This window comes from Actinoplanes sp. NPDC026670 (genome assembly GCF_040638175.1).
GTDB lineage: Bacteria > Actinomycetota > Actinomycetes > Mycobacteriales > Micromonosporaceae > Actinoplanes.
In genome coordinates this window covers 263,589-278,299 of sequence record NZ_JBEZXU010000005.1, presented here as the reverse complement: position 1 = coordinate 278,299, position 14,711 = coordinate 263,589, and the positions used below count along the sequence as shown (strand labels likewise).

At 69.3% G+C, this 14,711-nt stretch carries 16 protein-coding genes; 13 read left to right on the top strand and 3 right to left on the bottom strand.

Annotation, left to right across the window (positions count from 1 at the left end):
• Nucleotides 1–169 precede the first annotated feature (169 nt).
• Genes AB0E94_RS07815 through AB0E94_RS07805 form a run of 3 tightly spaced genes read left to right on the top strand, consistent with a single transcriptional unit; the run spans nt 170 to nt 3,269 of the window.
• A complete protein-coding gene (locus AB0E94_RS07815; protein ID WP_360323708.1) occupies nt 170–838 on the top strand; it encodes a hypothetical protein in 669 nt (222 codons plus the stop codon).
• Nucleotides 839–894: 56 nt separating this feature from the next.
• Nucleotides 895–1,677 (top strand): ABC transporter ATP-binding protein, encoded by a 783-nt coding sequence (locus AB0E94_RS07810; RefSeq protein ID WP_360323706.1) that lies wholly within the window; start codon nt 895–897, stop codon nt 1,675–1,677.
• Complete coding sequence (locus AB0E94_RS07805) at nt 1,668–3,269, top strand: ABC transporter permease (RefSeq protein ID WP_360323704.1); 1,602 nt, start codon at nt 1,668–1,670, stop codon at nt 3,267–3,269. Before AB0E94_RS07810 ends, AB0E94_RS07805 begins: the two co-directional genes overlap by 10 nt.
• Here the strand turns inward: AB0E94_RS07805 and AB0E94_RS07800 are convergent.
• Both AB0E94_RS07800 and AB0E94_RS07795 read right to left on the bottom strand, forming a co-directional pair.
• Nucleotides 3,266–3,454 carry a hypothetical protein gene (locus AB0E94_RS07800; RefSeq protein WP_360323702.1) on the bottom strand — a complete coding sequence of 63 codons (189 nt, stop codon included), beginning with the start codon at nt 3,452–3,454 and terminating at the stop codon, nt 3,266–3,268. The genes AB0E94_RS07805 and AB0E94_RS07800 overlap by 4 nt on opposite strands.
• A gap of 126 nt (nt 3,455–3,580) precedes the next feature.
• Nucleotides 3,581–3,808, bottom strand: a complete 228-nt coding sequence (locus AB0E94_RS07795) for a hypothetical protein (RefSeq protein ID WP_360323700.1) — start codon at nt 3,806–3,808, stop codon at nt 3,581–3,583.
• 73 nt (nt 3,809–3,881) lie between these two features.
• Between AB0E94_RS07795 and AB0E94_RS07790 the strand changes: the two genes are divergently transcribed.
• The 9 genes from AB0E94_RS07790 (at nt 3,882) to AB0E94_RS07750 (ending at nt 12,445) form a co-directional block, all read left to right on the top strand.
• The gene (locus tag AB0E94_RS07790) at nt 3,882–4,406 is read left to right on the top strand and encodes a flavin reductase family protein (RefSeq protein WP_360323698.1); all 525 of its coding nucleotides are present in this window, start codon (nt 3,882–3,884) and stop codon (nt 4,404–4,406) included.
• Nucleotides 4,407–4,514: 108 nt separating this feature from the next.
• The gene (locus AB0E94_RS07785) at nt 4,515–4,883 is read left to right on the top strand and encodes a DUF485 domain-containing protein (RefSeq protein ID WP_360323696.1); all 369 of its coding nucleotides are present in this window, start codon (nt 4,515–4,517) and stop codon (nt 4,881–4,883) included.
• Nucleotides 4,883–6,556: a cation acetate symporter gene (locus AB0E94_RS07780; protein WP_360323694.1), complete on the top strand. Its 1,674-nt coding sequence runs from the start codon at nt 4,883–4,885 to the stop codon at nt 6,554–6,556. The genes AB0E94_RS07785 and AB0E94_RS07780 overlap by 1 nt, the downstream gene beginning before the upstream one ends.
• Nucleotides 6,557–6,690: 134 nt before the next feature.
• Entirely contained in the window at nt 6,691–7,872 is a 1,182-nt protein-coding gene (locus tag AB0E94_RS07775; RefSeq protein WP_360323692.1) for an LCP family protein, read from the top strand.
• A 113-nt stretch (nt 7,873–7,985) separates the two neighbouring features.
• The gene (locus tag AB0E94_RS07770) at nt 7,986–9,140 is read left to right on the top strand and encodes an LCP family protein (RefSeq protein ID WP_360323690.1); all 1,155 of its coding nucleotides are present in this window, start codon (nt 7,986–7,988) and stop codon (nt 9,138–9,140) included.
• 20 nt (nt 9,141–9,160) lie between these two features.
• The gene (locus AB0E94_RS07765) at nt 9,161–9,496 is read left to right on the top strand and encodes a rhodanese-like domain-containing protein (RefSeq protein WP_360323688.1); all 336 of its coding nucleotides are present in this window, start codon (nt 9,161–9,163) and stop codon (nt 9,494–9,496) included.
• On the top strand, nt 9,493–10,284 hold the full coding sequence (locus tag AB0E94_RS07760) for a glycerophosphodiester phosphodiesterase family protein (protein WP_360323686.1): 792 nt from the start codon (nt 9,493–9,495) through the stop codon (nt 10,282–10,284). The genes AB0E94_RS07765 and AB0E94_RS07760 overlap by 4 nt, the downstream gene beginning before the upstream one ends.
• 84 nt (nt 10,285–10,368) lie before the next feature.
• Nucleotides 10,369–11,499, top strand: coding sequence for a HAMP domain-containing sensor histidine kinase (locus AB0E94_RS07755; protein ID WP_360323684.1), 1,131 nt, complete (start codon nt 10,369–10,371; stop codon nt 11,497–11,499).
• Nucleotides 11,500–11,569: 70 nt separating this feature from the next.
• Entirely contained in the window at nt 11,570–12,445 is an 876-nt protein-coding gene (locus AB0E94_RS07750; protein WP_360323682.1) for a DUF5926 family protein, read from the top strand.
• A 57-nt stretch (nt 12,446–12,502) separates the two neighbouring features.
• On the opposite strand, the gene AB0E94_RS07745 is transcribed toward AB0E94_RS07750, so the two are convergent.
• Nucleotides 12,503–13,690, bottom strand: a complete 1,188-nt coding sequence (locus AB0E94_RS07745) for an arginine deiminase (RefSeq protein ID WP_360323680.1) — start codon at nt 13,688–13,690, stop codon at nt 12,503–12,505.
• Nucleotides 13,691–13,950: 260 nt separating this feature from the next.
• Here AB0E94_RS07745 and AB0E94_RS07740 point away from each other — a divergent pair, with 260 nt between their 5' ends.
• A complete protein-coding gene (locus tag AB0E94_RS07740; RefSeq protein ID WP_093621421.1) occupies nt 13,951–14,667 on the top strand; it encodes a hypothetical protein in 717 nt (238 codons plus the stop codon).
• Nucleotides 14,668–14,711 lie beyond the last annotated feature (44 nt).

Below are 14,711 nucleotides of genomic sequence, written 5' to 3'. Positions count from 1 at the left end.
GGGCGCGGGTGCGGGCGCGGGTGCGGCGCGGGCGCGGGTAAGGGTGCGGGCGCGGGTGCGGCGCGGGTGCGGGTGTGGGGTTGGGCCTCGTACCAGCGGGTTCGTTGATTTAAGGATCTTTAATGTTCGACCCTCAGCCGTCGGGCGCAACGTGCTCGTAATCGTGGGCATGAGACGCACATACCGCCGCCCGGGCCAGACCGGGAGCAACCGCAAGATCGTGATCGGGCTCGTCGTGGCCGCTGTGGTCGGTGGCGGTATCGCCGTCGGCACCGGGCTGAGCAACGCCTCCTCCGTCTGTGACGGGATGGACCAGGCGATCCGGCAGAACCAGCAGTTCATCGCCACCCAGCGGGCCAACCCGAACTCGCAGACCGAAGCCATCGTCGCCAACCGGCAGGCCGTGATCGACCTGATCAACGTGCAGAAGAAGCAGGCCGGTTGCAGCGGCGCCGTAGCGGCCCCGCCGGCCCAGCAGGCGACGACCCCGCCCGCACAGCAGGCCACCAAGCCCCCGGCCCAGCAGGCCACCACCCCGCCCGCCAACAACGCTGGCAACAATGCGGGCAACAACGGCGGCGGCGCGGCCGGCCAGGTCGTCTGCCCGGGTTCGACGGTCACCCTCTCCGGCGAGGGCGGCGCCCCGGCCGCGTCCAGCGGCACCTTCCCGATCGGCACCACGCTGCGGGTCCGGAACCTGGACAACAACAAGAGCATCACGGTCAAGGTGGCGAGTGTCTCGGGCAGCTGCATCCTGCTCAACAACGCCGCCTTCGAGGAGGTCCGCGAGCCCGGCAAGTTCCTGATCCGGCGGGCGGTCATCGAGCGGGTCGGTTGATCGGTTCGGGCGGTCCGGGTGTTCCCGGACCGCCCGCCGCCCGATACGTTCTTTTCATGAGCGTTCCGGCACAACGCCCGCCTGAAGGCGGCACAGCGGCGATGTCGCTGCGCGGGCTCGTCAAAAACTTCGACACACGGCTGGCGGTCTCCGGGGTGAGCCTGGAGGTGCCGGCCGGTTCGTTCTTCGGCCTCCTCGGCCCCAACGGGGCCGGCAAGACCACCACACTCTCCATGGCCGTCGGCCTCTTACGGCCCGATCAGGGCCAGGCAATCCTTCTGGGGTACGACGTCTGGCGCGCCCCAGCCGAAGCGAAGGCCCTGGTCGGGGTCCTGCCGGACGGCGTGCGGATGTTCGACCGGCTGAGCGGCCCGGAGCTGCTCGCCTATCACGGCCTGCTGCGCGGCATGCCCGCCGACGTGGTCGACCAGCGTTCCCGTGACCTGCTCGACGTGCTGGAGCTGGGCAGCGGCAACCGCACCCTGGTGGTCGACTATTCAGCCGGCATGAAGAAGAAGATCGGCCTGGCCTGTGCCCTGCTGCACGCGCCCCGGCTGCTGGTGCTGGACGAGCCGTTCGAGGCGGTCGATCCGGTGTCGGCGGCGCTGATCCGGGACATCCTTCATCGGTACGTGTCGGGCGGCGGCACGGTCGTCTTCTCCAGTCACGTGCTGGAGGTCGTGGAACGGCTCTGCTCGCACGTGGCGATCATGTCGGACGGCGTGCTCCGGATGTGCGGGACACTGGCCGAGGTGCGCGGCGACCGCTCGTTGCAGGATGTGTTCGTGCAGGTGGTCGGCGGCCGGGTGGCCACCGGCTCGGAGCTCGCGTGGCTCTGACCCCCACTTCTGGGCGGGTCCCGGTCTGGGCGTTCGTCCGCCTCAAGCTGCGGATCACCGGCAACGGCCTGCGCGGCCGGCCGGCCCGGATCGCGATGTTCGTGCTCGGTCTGGTCGCGGCGTGTTTCTTCGCGATCCTCGGGCACGCCGTCTTCGCCCTGCCGGGGCTGCTGGACGAGCCGGGCGCGGCCGAGATCATGTTCCCGTTCGGCGGGGCGGTGCTGATCCTCGGCTGGGTGTTCCTGCCGCTGCTCTTCTTCGGGGTCGACAACACGCTCGATCCGGCACAGTTCGCGCTGCTCCCGCTGCGCCGCCGCACCCTGATCACCGGGATGGGCCTGGCCGCGCTGGCCGGGTTGCCGGCGCTGGCGACGCTCGCCGCGACCTCGGGCATGGTGACGTCGGCGGCCCGGCTCGGCGGTGCCGGGGCGGCTTTCGCGGGGCTGGCCGGGGTGGTCCTCGGGCTGGTGTTCTGTGTGGTGCTGAGCCGGGCGGTGATCAGCGCCTTCGCGACCGCACTGCGCTCCCGGCGGGCCCGTGACCTGGCCACCATCCTGCTCGCGGTGGTCGCCGCGTCGATCGGCCCGCTGGAGCTGACCCTGCTCGGCGTGCTGAACCGGGCGGACTGGGACGCGGTCGACTCGATCGCCCGGGTGGCCGGGTGGACCCCACTCGGCGCGCCGTACACGCTGGGTGTCGATGTCGTGGCGGGCCGGGCGTGGGCCGTACCGCTGAAGGTCCTGATCGTCCTGGCCGCCATCGGCGGTCTGCTCTGGTGGTGGAGCCGGACGCTGGAGCGGGCGATGGTCGGCACGGCCGGTGGCGGGCGGGGCCGGGGTGGCGCGTCGGATGATCGCGGTCCGGTGGATCAGCTGTTGTTCCGCTGGTCGCCGCGGAGCCGTTTCGGCGCGCTGATCGCGCGGGAGATCAGGTACTGGTGGCGGGAGACCCGGCGGCGTGCCGCGCTCGTGACCCTGGGGATGGCCGGCGTGTTCCTGCCGCTCTCCACCTCCTTCGCCGGTGGCGGGGGCAGTGCCACCGGTCTGGCGTTCGTGGTCGGCGCCATCGCCCCGATCGCGCTGGCCAACCAGTTCGGGTACGAGGGCAGCGCCTACGCCACCAACCTGGCGACGGGTGTTCCGGGGCGTCTCGAGGTGCATTCCCGGGCCGCCGCACACGCCCTGTTCACGGTGCCGTTGCTGCTGCTCGTGGCGGTGGTGACGGCTCTGCTGGAGGGCCGGCCGGAGGGCATCGCGACCCAGCTCGGCACGCTGCTGGCCACCTATGGCGCGGGCCTGGCGCTGGTGATGCCGATCTCGGTGCGGGCCGCCTATGCGCTGCCGGACACCACCGGGCCGTTCTCGCTGTCGTCGGGTGGCGGGTTCAGCAAGACGCTGCCCGGTCTGGCCGCGCTCTTCGGCGCGCTGATCGCCGGGATCCCGGTGCTGGTGCTCACGTTCTACTGGCCGTGGCTGGGGCTGCCGGTGGGCGTGCTCTACGGCGGCGGCGCCTACCTGCTCGGCGCGCATCTGGCCGGCGCGATGCTGGATCGCCGGATGCCCGAGTTGCTGGCCGCGGTGACCCCGCGCTAGCGGATTCTCCGCAGTCCGTCGCGTCTGACGAAGATCACGCGCCGCTCGGTCGCTTCGCCGGTCGGGCCCAAGACGTAGCCGTCGATCCACAACCAGCCGTCGTACGTGATCCGCGGGTCGACCCGGATCACCCGGAAGGTCAGCGCCCTCGAACCGGCAAATTGGACACTGGCCGCGGCGCCCACATGGAGCACCTCCCCGGCCTGGGGCAACGCGTCGCTGATGGTCCGCCTCCCATCCTCGCCGCCTATGACATTACACAAGCGGAAGGCCTGGTCACCGGCCACAGAGGACGTTCAGTAAGGTTTCCGTCACACTGCGTGCCGGAGGCCTTCCTCGCGGACGAAGATGCGCCGACGCTGAAGCGCGGTGCCGGCCTGATCGAGGACGTAACCCTCCAGCCAGATCCAGCCGTCATAGGTGGCTCGCGGATCGACCCGGATGATCCGGAGAGTCAGCGCGCGATCGCCGGAGAACTGGACGCTCGCCTCCGGCCCGACGTGAACGACGTCCCCGGGGCGCAGCATCACCTGACTCATCCCTCGAAAATAGTTGTTGATCAATCACATCGGGTAGCGGCATGCGCAATCTGTAAATCGGCAGAATGAGCGGATGACGACCGACGAGCCGGGTGGGCGCATCCACTCCACCGATCCGTTCGCCGTGCCGGACACCGAGAAGTCGCAGGTACGGCGTCTGCGCGGCCGGTTCGCGGCAACCGTGACGCTGTGGACCACACCCGGTCCGGCCGGTCTCACGGTGTCCTCCGCGATGATCGCCGACGGCGACCCGGGCCGGGTGCTCGGTCTGATCGACGAGGAGAGCGACTTCTGGGAGGCGGTCTCGGCGGCCGGGCGGTTCGCGGTCACCCCACTCGGCCCGGACGACAGGCAGCTCGCCGACCGGTTCGCCGGTCTCTTCCCGGCGCCCGGCGGGCTGTTCGCATCAGGCGAGTGGGAGCAGACCGCGTACGGCCCGGTGCCCGCGCACGCCACCACCTGGGCGGGATGTGCCCTGGACAGCAGCCGCCCGTGCGGGTGGGCCGTGCTACTCGACGGAGTGATCGAGACGGTCCGGACCGGCTCCGCGGGCAGTCCTCTGGTCCACTACCGGGGTAGGTACACCCAGCTGGCCTGACTGCCGCTCAGCGCATTCAGACCACCACTCAGCGCAGACCCCGACCGGCGGACGGTGACACGGCTCACTCCTTCGTACGGTGCCGGAAAGTCATCCCCCACGAAGGTGGTGAATCCCGTGCCGGCATCCGCCGAGAGATACCTCGAAGTGCAGCGCTCCGAGGAGTTCGCTCAACTACGTCATCGACTGCGCAGCTACATCTTCCCGACGACGGTCGCCTTCATCGTCTGGTACTCGCTGTATGTGCTGCTCTCCGCGTACGCGCGGGACTTCATGGCCATCAAGGTGATCGGCAACATCAACGTGGCGCTGATCTTCGGCGTCCTCCAGTTCGTCTCGACGTTCGGGATCGCCTGGCACTACTCGCGGTACGCCGCGCAGAAGCTGGACCCGCTCGCCGACGACATCTACAAAGAGATCGACAACGGCCCGTCGGCCGAGCCCGCAGCCGCCGCAACCGACGGGGGCAAGGCCTGATGGCCCCGCAGATCCTCGCGGCCGAGGCGGCCGCCGGCTCCCGCTCGCTGACCATCACGCTGTTCCTGATCTTCGTGGCGATCACCCTGGGCATCACCATCTGGGCCAGCCGCCAGACCAAGACGGCCACCGACTTCTACGCCGGCGGCCGGCAGTTCTCCGGTTTCCAGAACGGCATGGCGATCGGCGGCGACTACATGTCCGCGGCGTCGTTCCTCGGCATCGCCGGCATCATCGCCCTGTACGGCTACGACGGCTTCCTCTACTCGATCGGCTTCCTGGTCGCCTGGCTGGTGGCGCTGCTGCTGGTCGCCGAGTTCCTGCGTAACTCGGGCCGGTTCACCATGGCCGACGTGCTGGCGTTCCGGATGCGGCAGCGCCCGGTCCGTACCGCCGCCAGCGTCTCCACCATCGTGGTGTCGATCTTCTACCTGATCGCCCAGATGGTCGGCGCCGGCGCCCTGGTCTCGCTGCTGCTCGGCATCAAGCCGGGCGCCACGTTCCTGGGCATGGACGCGAACACCGCCAAGGTCGCCACGATCGTCCTGGTCGGCGCCCTGATGATCATCTACGTGACGGTCGGCGGCATGAAGGGCACCACCTACGTCCAGATCGTCAAGGCGTTCATGCTCATGGGCGGCGCGCTGATCATGGTGCTGATGGTGCTGGCGCACTACAAGTTCAACCTGTCGGCGCTGCTCGGTGACGCCGCCGAACAATCCGGCAAGGGTTCCGCCTTCCTGGAACCGGGCCTGCGCTACGGCGTCGAGACCGCGGGCGACGCGGCCAAGACGTTCTACAGCAAGATGGACCTGCTCTCGCTGGGTCTCGCGCTGGTCCTCGGCACCGCCGGCCTGCCGCACATCCTGACCCGCTTCTACACCGTTCCGACCAGCCGGATCGCGCGCAAGAGCGTGCTCTGGGCGATCGGCATCATCGGCACGTTCTACCTGTTCACCCTGGCTCTGGGCTTCGGCGCGGCGGCTCTGGTGGGCGGCGCGAACATCACCGCGCAGGACAAGGCCGGCAACACCGCGGCCCCGCAGCTCGCCCAGCAGCTCGGCATCGACTACCTCGGTGGCGAGACCGGTGGCGCGATCATGCTGGCGGTCATCGCGGCGGTCGCCTTCGCCACCATCCTGGCCGTGGTCGCCGGTCTCACCCTGGCCTCGTCGTCGAGCCTCGCGCACGACTTCTACGCCAGCGTGATCAAGCGCGGCAACGCGTCCGAGCGGGAGGAGGTCCGGGTCGCCCGGATCGCCGCCCTGATCATCGGCGCGCTGGCCATCGCACTGTCCATCTTCGCGCAGAGCCTGAACGTCGCCTTCCTGGTGGCGCTCGCGTTCGCGGTGGCGGCGTCGGCGAACCTGCCGGCGATCCTCTACTCCCTGTTCTGGCGGCGGTTCAACACCGCGGGCGCGCTCTGGTCGATCTACGGCGGCCTGACCTCTGCGGTGCTCCTGGTGTTCTTCTCGCCTGTGGTGTCCGGCTCGGCCACCGCGATGTTCCCGAACGAGGACTGGCACTTCTTCCCGCTGTCCAACCCGGGCATCATCTCGATCCCGCTCGGCTTCTTCTTCGGCTGGCTCGGCACGGTCCTCTCCAAGGAGACCGACCCGGAGAAGTACGCGGAGCTGGAGGTCCGGTCCCTGACCGGTCACGGAGCTCACTGACCCTCTTCAGCAGTGCCACGGACCGGCGCAGTCGCCAGCGCCGGTCCGTGTCCGTGCCGTCACTCCTCCCACCTTCGTGCCGAAGCGGTGGCGACGACCCGGATCAACGCCTGGCACTACGTAACCTGGGTGACATGTCTGCCACCACCTCTCCCAGCGGCAATTCCTCCGGACGCGCGTCCGTGCCCGGGCCGGGGCGTCCCGACCAGGGCCCGCGCCCCTACGGTTCGTCTTCGCACGGTGGTGACGACTACCAGCCGGCCGGCCCCCGCGGACCGCGCCCGCCCGGCTCCACCGGTCGCGCCTACAACGGCGGTCGCCGGCCGCGACCCCGATGGGGGCGCATCGCCATCGTCGTGGGCGCAGTCGTCCTGGTCCTCGCGATCATCGGCGGCATCGTTGCGTACGGCTACTTCTCCGGCCTCGACGACAACCTGAAGCGGACCAACGCCTTCTCCGGGATCACCGCGGACCGCCCCGGCAAGACCGTCGAGGGCGCCTTCAACATCCTGCTGATCGGCACCGACTCGCGTGACCCGGACGCCGTGCAGGACAAGGCGAACCAGTGGCGCGCCGACACGCTGATCCTCATGCACGTGCCGGACGACCACAAGTCCGCGCAGCTCATCTCGATCCCGCGGGACCTGTGGGTGAGCATCCCGACCGAGGACAACGCGCCGTGCAGCACCAGCAGCCGGGCGAAGATCAACGCTGCGTTCGCCTTCGGTGGCATCCCGCGCGCGGTCCGGACCGTGGAGTGCATGACCGACGTGCGCATCGACCACGTGATGACCATCGACTTCAGTGGCTTCAAGGAGGTCACCGACGCGCTCGGCGGTGTCGACCTGAAGGTCGAGCAGGACATCACCTCGATCCACAAGCCCTTCCGTGAGTTCAAGAAGGGCATGATGCACATGAACGGGGCCCAGGCCCTGGACTGGGTGCGCCAGCGCAAGCAGTTCGCCCGGGGTGACTTCGCCCGCATGCAGCACCAGCAGGACTTCCTCAAGGCGATCATGGACAAGGCGGCGAGCAGCGGCACGCTGACCAGCCCGACGAAGCTCAACGACTTCCTGGGCTCGGTGACCAAGGCGGTCACGGTGGACGAGACGTTCTCGCTCACCGACATGGCGGTCCAGTTCCGCAACCTGCGTGGCGAGAATCTCACCTTCATCACCAGCCCCAACAAGGGCAGCGAGACCATCGACGGCCAGTCGGTCGTGGTCGCCGACCGGGAGAAGGCGCTGGCCCTCTACAAGGCGGTGGCCGACGACAAGATGGCCGAGTGGCTGGCGGCCAACCCGGTCAAGAAGTAAGCGCCGGCTGTCAGAGAGCTATGACTTCATCTTGAAACCGGAAAGACCTTCAGATGTTGTGCGAGCTGTCCGTAAGGTGATGCAGCCCCCGATCTCCCCCCTTGGAGTGCTGCATGACCGTCACGGCGAACCGGCCGTCGCCACCAGTCGTGCCGCCGGCTCCTCCGGAGAAGCCTCGTAAGCGCAGGTCACCGCTCTGGGCGCGGCTCACCACCGCGGCCGGGGCGGTGCTTCTGATCGCGAGTGGGGGCGGGCTGATCGGCGGCAAGATGCTGATCAGCCAGACCACCGAGACGATCGAGGTCCAGAACCTCACCGGCGACGCGAAGAAGACCGTCGAGGAGGGTGGCGGCGCCACCATCGACGGCCCGATCGACCTGCTGCTGATGGGTGTCGACAAGCGGGCCAGCTGGTCCGACGACACCCTGCACTCGGACACGATCATCATCCTGCACATCCCGGCCACCCACGATCAGGCGTTCCTCATCTCGGTCCCGCGGGACACCGAGGTCGAGACCCCGGCGTTCGCGCCGAGCAAGTGGGAGGGCGGCACGGTCAAGGCGACCGAGGCGTTCTACTGGGGCGCGCAGAACGGCGCCGGAGCCGCGGGTGGCGCGCAGCTGCTCGCCAAGACGCTCAAGAACATGACCGGGATCAGCTTCGACGGCGCCGCGATCATCAACTTCAACGGGTTCAAGGGCGTGATCGACGAGCTCGGTGGCGTGGACATGTGCGTCGACCAGCAGGTCACCTCGAAGCACATGGGTCTGGTCGACGGCAAGCCGGTCTACCTGACCGACGCCGAGAAGGAGGGCCTGGACCCGAAGCCGGTGGTCTACAAGGTGGGCTGCCGGGCGATGGAGGGCTGGGAGGCGCTCGACTACGCCCGCCAGCGGTACGGCCTGAAGAACGGCGACTACGACCGGCAGCGTCATCAGCAGCAGTTGCTCAAGTCGATGGCCAAGAAGGCGTCGGACAGCGGTGTGATGACCAACCCGCTCAAGATCAGTTCGCTGATCAAGTCGGCGGGCAAGGCCTTCACCCTGGACATCGGCGACATCGAGCTCACCGACTTCGCGCTCGGCCTCAAGGACGTCGCGGCCAACGACATGGTGCTGCTGCGGACCAACAGCGGCACGTTCTCCAGCAACGGCAACGGGCGTGAGCAGTTCCAGGAGATCAGTCTGCAGATGTTCCAGGCGGCGAAGAAGGATGAGCTGGGCCAGTTCGTGCTGGATCACCCCGAGGTCGTGGCGAACGAGAAGTGATCCCCGCCTAAGCTAGGCGGGTGTTCGGACCTCAGGTTCCCAGCGTCACCGCTGACCAAGTCGACCCCGGCGTCTATCTGCTCGATGTGCGCGAGCCCGACGAGTGGGAGGCCGGCCACGCGCCGGGCGCCCACCACCTGCCGATGATGGAGATCCCGGCCCGGATGGCCGAGGTGCCCACCGACGGCGAGGTGGTCGTGGTGTGCCGCGCCGGCGGGCGTTCCGGCCAGGTCGTGGCCTATCTGATGAACAACGGCTGGGACAATGTGCGCAACCTCGACGGTGGCATGCAGTCCTGGGCCGGCCTCGGCAAGGACGTCGTCACCGACAACGGGCAGCCGGCCCGCGTGCTGTGACTACCGGGTACCGCCCACTGGTCTTCGCGCACCGCGGCGGGGCCGACGCGCTGCCCGAGCACACGCTCGGCGCCTACCTGCGGGCGCTCGACGAGGGCGCCGACGGGCTGGAGTGTGACGTCCGGCTGACCAGGGACGGGCATCTGGTCTGCGTGCACGACAGCAAGCTGGACCGGACCAGCGACGGCCGGGGCCGGGTCAGCTCGAAGACCCTGGCCGAGCTGGACGCGCTGAACTTCGGTTCCTGGCATCCCGGCTACCCGGCCGACGCCGAGCTGCCCGACCTCGCCCGGCTGCTCACGCTGGAACGGCTGCTGGAGGCGGTGCTCGACTCCGGCCGTCAGGTGCGGCTGCTGATCGAGACGAAACATCCGTCCCGTTACGGCGCCGAGGTGGAGCGCCGGCTGATCCGGATGCTGCGGCACTACGGCCTGGCCGACCCGAAACCGGACGACGGCGTACAGGTCACCGTGATGTCCTTCGCGGCGCTCGCGCTGCGCCGCGTCCGGGCGCAGGCCCCGGGTCTGCCCACGGTCTATCTGATGGAGTTCGTGCCGCCCGGCGCCGGCCGGGGCCGGCTGCCGTTCGGCGCCCGGACCGCCGGGCCCGGCGTCGAGTTGATCAGAGCGCGCCCGTCACTGTTGCCGTCGATCAAGGCAGCCGGGCATCAGGTGTACGTCTGGACGGTCAACGAAGAGGCGGATCTGAGTCTGGTGCTGGAGCACCGCGTGGACGGTGTGATCACCGACCGTCCCCGGTTCGTGCTGGATCTCCTCGACCAAATGTGACGTGCACCACTAAGGGCTGGTCGTCCCAAGGATTCGCTCAGGTTCATCTGCCCAAAACCCCGCGAGCGAGGCAAACTCGCAGACATGCCGGACCGCCCCGACTACGCGGCCCTGACCCGCGGTCAGGTCGCGATCCTCGGCCGCCTCAACTCGGGCGACGCCGGGCTGTCCGTGCTACAGCAGTTGGTCGCTCTGGCCGAGGAGTCACTGGGCGCGACCGGCGCCGCCTTCGTCGAGACCGCGGCCGACCACGGCCGGATCATCGTGGCCACCGGGGTGTGGGCGCCGGCGCTGGGCCGCCGGGTCGACCGCCAGCCCGATCCCGATCCGGTCGCCGGTCTTGTGGAAGGCCTCGGCGCCGCCCATGTGGCCGGCATCAGATGTGAGCACCGCGGCCGTCGGGTCGGCTCGCTGCACGTCTGCCTGGAGAGCGAGCCCCTGCCGGAGTTCGGCTTCGTGCTGGAGCTGCTGGCCGGTCTGGTCGGCCGGCTCTACGGGCTGAACGCGGGTCTGCCGGCCCACGACGACCCGAAACCGGACACCGACCGCGATCTCTGGGTCGCGGTCACCAGTCACGAGCTGCGCACCCCGGTCACCGTGATCAAGGGATATGCGGACACTCTCACCAACCACTGGGACAGCCTGGGCGAGCCGGGCCGGCGCGAGGCGGTCCGGGTGATCGGCGCCCGGGCCGGTGAGCTGGCCCGCCTGGTGGACCGGCTGCTCTCCGCGGCAAGCGAGGAGGACGGCGCGGTCGGCGCGTCCCCGGCCGGCCCGTTCGACCTGGTGGAGGCGCTGCGCGAGGCGGCCGAGACGCTGCCCGCCGATCTGCGCGGCCGGCTGCTGCTGACGGACATGCCCACCGACCTGCCGAAGGCGTACGGGTCACGCGACTCGATCGCCACCATCCTCACCGAGTTGACCACCAACGCCGAGAAGTATTCGGATCCGGACACCACGGTCGAGGTGTGTGCCGGCACCGACGACGACACGCTCCGGTTCCGGGTCGCCGACCGGGGTGCCGGCATCGCTCCCGAGCACGTGGAGCACGCCTTCGACCGCTACTGGCAGGCCGACTCGGTGCACCACCGGGCCGGTGCCGGGCTCGGCCTCTACCTGGTCAGACGTCTGGTGGAGCGGCAGAACGGCTGGGTGTCGCTGCGCCCGCGGGAGGGCGGCGGCACGGTCGCCGAGGTGCGCCTGCCCCGCGCGTGAACCACGGCTGAGCGACTTTAGGTGGCCCATGTCACCGGATCGCGGGAACGACCGCTTACCCTGGTTCCCCGTGAGCAAGCGTCGCAAGTCCCGCGAAACCGCACCGAAGACGAAGGTGCGCGACATCTTCGTCGCCCGCCCGTTCGAGGGCCTGGCCGACGAGACGGAATGGATCGCCCTGCGCGAGCTGGTCCCGGCCGCGTCCGCGCCGCTGACCCTCAAACCGGAGATCGTCGAGGAGTACGGGGACCGTCCGGTGACCCTGTCGACGGTGCTGCCGATGGCGTGGCCGGCCATGTCCCGCCGCGACGGGCAGGTCTTCATCGGCCTCCAGCGGCACGTCCAGTCCGGTGACGTGTCCCGTGACCTGGCCGTCGCGATCCTGAACGCGCTCCAGACCGAGCCCGGCAACACCGTGTCGGTGCCCGCGCTGCCCGGCGAGGGTCTGCGCCTGCAGGACATCCTGGTCGACAACCCGCTCGAGATCACCATGCACGAGGGTTTCGAGTACTGGCTGGACCCGGAGCAGATGCAGGACGCCACCGTGAAGGCGTCGCTGGAGCGGGCCAACGCGTCGATCTACCCGACCGTGCGGCTGGCCGCGGCCAAGGCGGCGTACTGGTGCCGGGTCGCCCCGGACAAGAGCCACGTCCGCTGGGTGCTCAGCGAGCCGGAGGACAAGGCACTCGACGCGCTGTCCCGGCTGTCCGCCTCGGGTGACCTGCTGCTCGGTGCGGACACCAAGTTCGCCGGCATGTTCCGGGCACACGGTCTGCTGGTGCCGGTGTGGGACGTGCCGGGTGAGCCGGAGGGCGCCGAGTTCGAGGCGGCGCTGGCCGACTTCGCCAAGCGCTACACCGACATCCTGGCCGTGGACGAGCCACTGGACGCCGCCGCCCGCCGCGCGAAGCAGGGCCTGATCGGCCGCCAGCTCACGCTGCGCTGAGTTTTCGCTGGATACGGCCGGTGCTCCGGCCGTACCCCCGCAAACTGCTCTTGATCTTCAACGCAGTGGATCGCGCTGGATGGGGCAGCTCATGCAGCGTGGGCCGCCGCGGCCCGAGCCCAGCTCGGAGCCGCTGATCCGGACCACCTCGATGCCGGCCCGCTCCAGTTGGGCGTTGGTTTCGACGTTGCGTTCGTAGGCGACGCAGAGCCGGGGCGCGATGGCGAGCGTGTTGTTGCCGTCGTCCCACTGTTCGCGTTCGGCGGTGACCGGGTCGAGACCGGTGTCGATGACCCGCAGCCGGTCGATGCCCATCGCCTCGGCCGCCGCCTCCAGGAACGGCCGGGGCGCGCCGACCCGCAGCTCGTCGCCCACCGCGGTGACCGTCCACGCCTGGAGACTGTGGGCCAGGTTCGGGTACATCACCACGGCGTCGACGTCCACCATGGTGCAGACGGTGTCCAGGTGCATGGTGGCGCGTTCCTGGGCGATCGGCACGGCCAGCACGGTGTGCGCCAGGCCGGCCGCGATGACCCGCTGGGCGAGCCGCTCGGCGCCGGCCGGGGTGGTCCGCTCGCCGACCCCGATGGCCAGCACCTCCGGCGCCAGGACCAGCACGTCCCCACCCTCGACGTGTTCCAGCGACGGGTCGAAGAGCAACTCGGTGCCGGCGAACCGGGGATGGTGCCGGTAGATGGCGTGGGTGAGCGTGGTCTCCCGCCGGCGGGCCCGCATGGCGAGGCTGGTGACCGCCACCCGATCGCGCACCCAGACCGACGAGTCCCTGGTGAACAGCAGGTTGGGCAGCGGGTCGATGACGAAGTCGTGCCTGTCCATCATCTCGTAGACGAGCCCGCCACCACCCGACTTGATCTCCTCATGGGCCAGGCCGGCGACCAGGATCTCGCCCAACCGGTCCGGGTCCTGATCGGCCAGGTAGCCGGCCACGGTGGCCCGCAGCGAGTCACCCAGGCGGCGGGCGGACAACACACCGGCGGTCAGTTCGGCCCTCGCCTCCGGCAGGGTGAGCGTCTCGGCCAGCAGTTCACCCAGGTAGAGAACCTCCACACCACGACTGCGAAGCGCCTCGGCGAACGCGTCGTGCTCCTCCTGGGCCCGGCTGACCCAGGGGATCCCATCGAAGAGGAGTGAGTCGTTGTTCCTGGGTGTCAGCCGTGCGAGTTCCGCTGACGGACGGTGCAGCAGTACGGTACGGAGGCGGCTGACTTCACTGTCGACGTACACACGGCTGACGTTAGCCGGTACCGAGCGCTATCGGGTCGTGACGTTGTGACTAGATCTTGGGACGGCCATGCATCGGCAGGGGGCGGGCGATAGCTTGGGAAGGTGCACATGCACCATCCGAAAGAAGATGTTGTCGTGAATGCGGCATTCATCCATACTCACTCCCCTTTCTTTCCCACCCGCCGCCCTGTTCCGTAGGGACGCGAGCACGTACGGTAGTTGGAAAAGAGAGCCCAACTGACCTTTTGCCGGAGGTCGCAGTGACTGTCTTCCCCGCCCGCCCCGCGCTGCCCATGCCGTCACAAACGTCCACAGCCGTGGACCGAAGGCATCCGTCCTCTCTCGTGGACGAGCCGCCGCGCATCATCACACCCACCGAGTGGGCGCGCCGTCGTCGCGCCGAGCGTGGTGTCCGCCGCCTCGAGGCAGCCGGAGCACGCGCACTCACCAGGCTCGACCGCCTCGGACCGAACTGGCACATCGTGGACTGGCCGCGGACCGATGTCTCGCAGGCCTACTACGAGCCCAACCCGGCCGACGAACGGGCCGGATTCCTCGCGATCGGCCCCGGCGGCGTCTACGCCGTGACGGTGGTCGACCACGGTCGCTCCCGCGTCCTGATCGCCGGTGACGTGGTCCAGATCAACGGAAAACGCCCGGAGTACGTGGTGGAGGCCCGCAAGGACGCCCGCCGCGCCGCCAAGGCGCTCACCTCCGTGGTCGGGCTCAACGTGCCGGTGACCGCCGTGCTCACCTTCGTCGGTAACGGCGTGATCAGCGTGCACGGTCTGCCGAAGGACTGTCTCGTCTCCACCGACAAGGAGCTCGACCGCCTGCTCATCGCCGGCGGCGCGAAGATCTCCCCGTCGACGGCGAACAAGCTGTCCGCCGTCGCCCACCACCCGGGCACGTGGTCGAACTACTCTTCGTACAGCAACGGACAGACGGCCGCTGACAAGCGGCTGAGCCGCCGGTAACGTTCCTTGCGACGCCATCGCAGGGCCGGCGTTCTGCGCCGGCC

Coding starts and splice junctions, on each gene's coding strand:
- AB0E94_RS07780 (WP_360323694.1), top strand. CDS start 4,883: ATGGCCCCGCAGATCCTCGCGGCCGAGGCGGCCGCCGGCTCCCGCTCG.
- AB0E94_RS07755 (WP_360323684.1), top strand. CDS start 10,369: ATGCCGGACCGCCCCGACTACGCGGCCCTGACCCGCGGTCAGGTCGCG.
- AB0E94_RS07775 (WP_360323692.1), top strand. CDS start 6,691: ATGTCTGCCACCACCTCTCCCAGCGGCAATTCCTCCGGACGCGCGTCC.
- AB0E94_RS07795 (WP_360323700.1), bottom strand. CDS start 3,808: ATGAGTCAGGTGATGCTGCGCCCCGGGGACGTCGTTCACGTCGGGCCG.
- AB0E94_RS07770 (WP_360323690.1), top strand. CDS start 7,986: ATGACCGTCACGGCGAACCGGCCGTCGCCACCAGTCGTGCCGCCGGCT.
- AB0E94_RS07815 (WP_360323708.1), top strand. CDS start 170: ATGAGACGCACATACCGCCGCCCGGGCCAGACCGGGAGCAACCGCAAG.
- AB0E94_RS07810 (WP_360323706.1), top strand. CDS start 895: ATGAGCGTTCCGGCACAACGCCCGCCTGAAGGCGGCACAGCGGCGATG.
- AB0E94_RS07790 (WP_360323698.1), top strand. CDS start 3,882: ATGACGACCGACGAGCCGGGTGGGCGCATCCACTCCACCGATCCGTTC.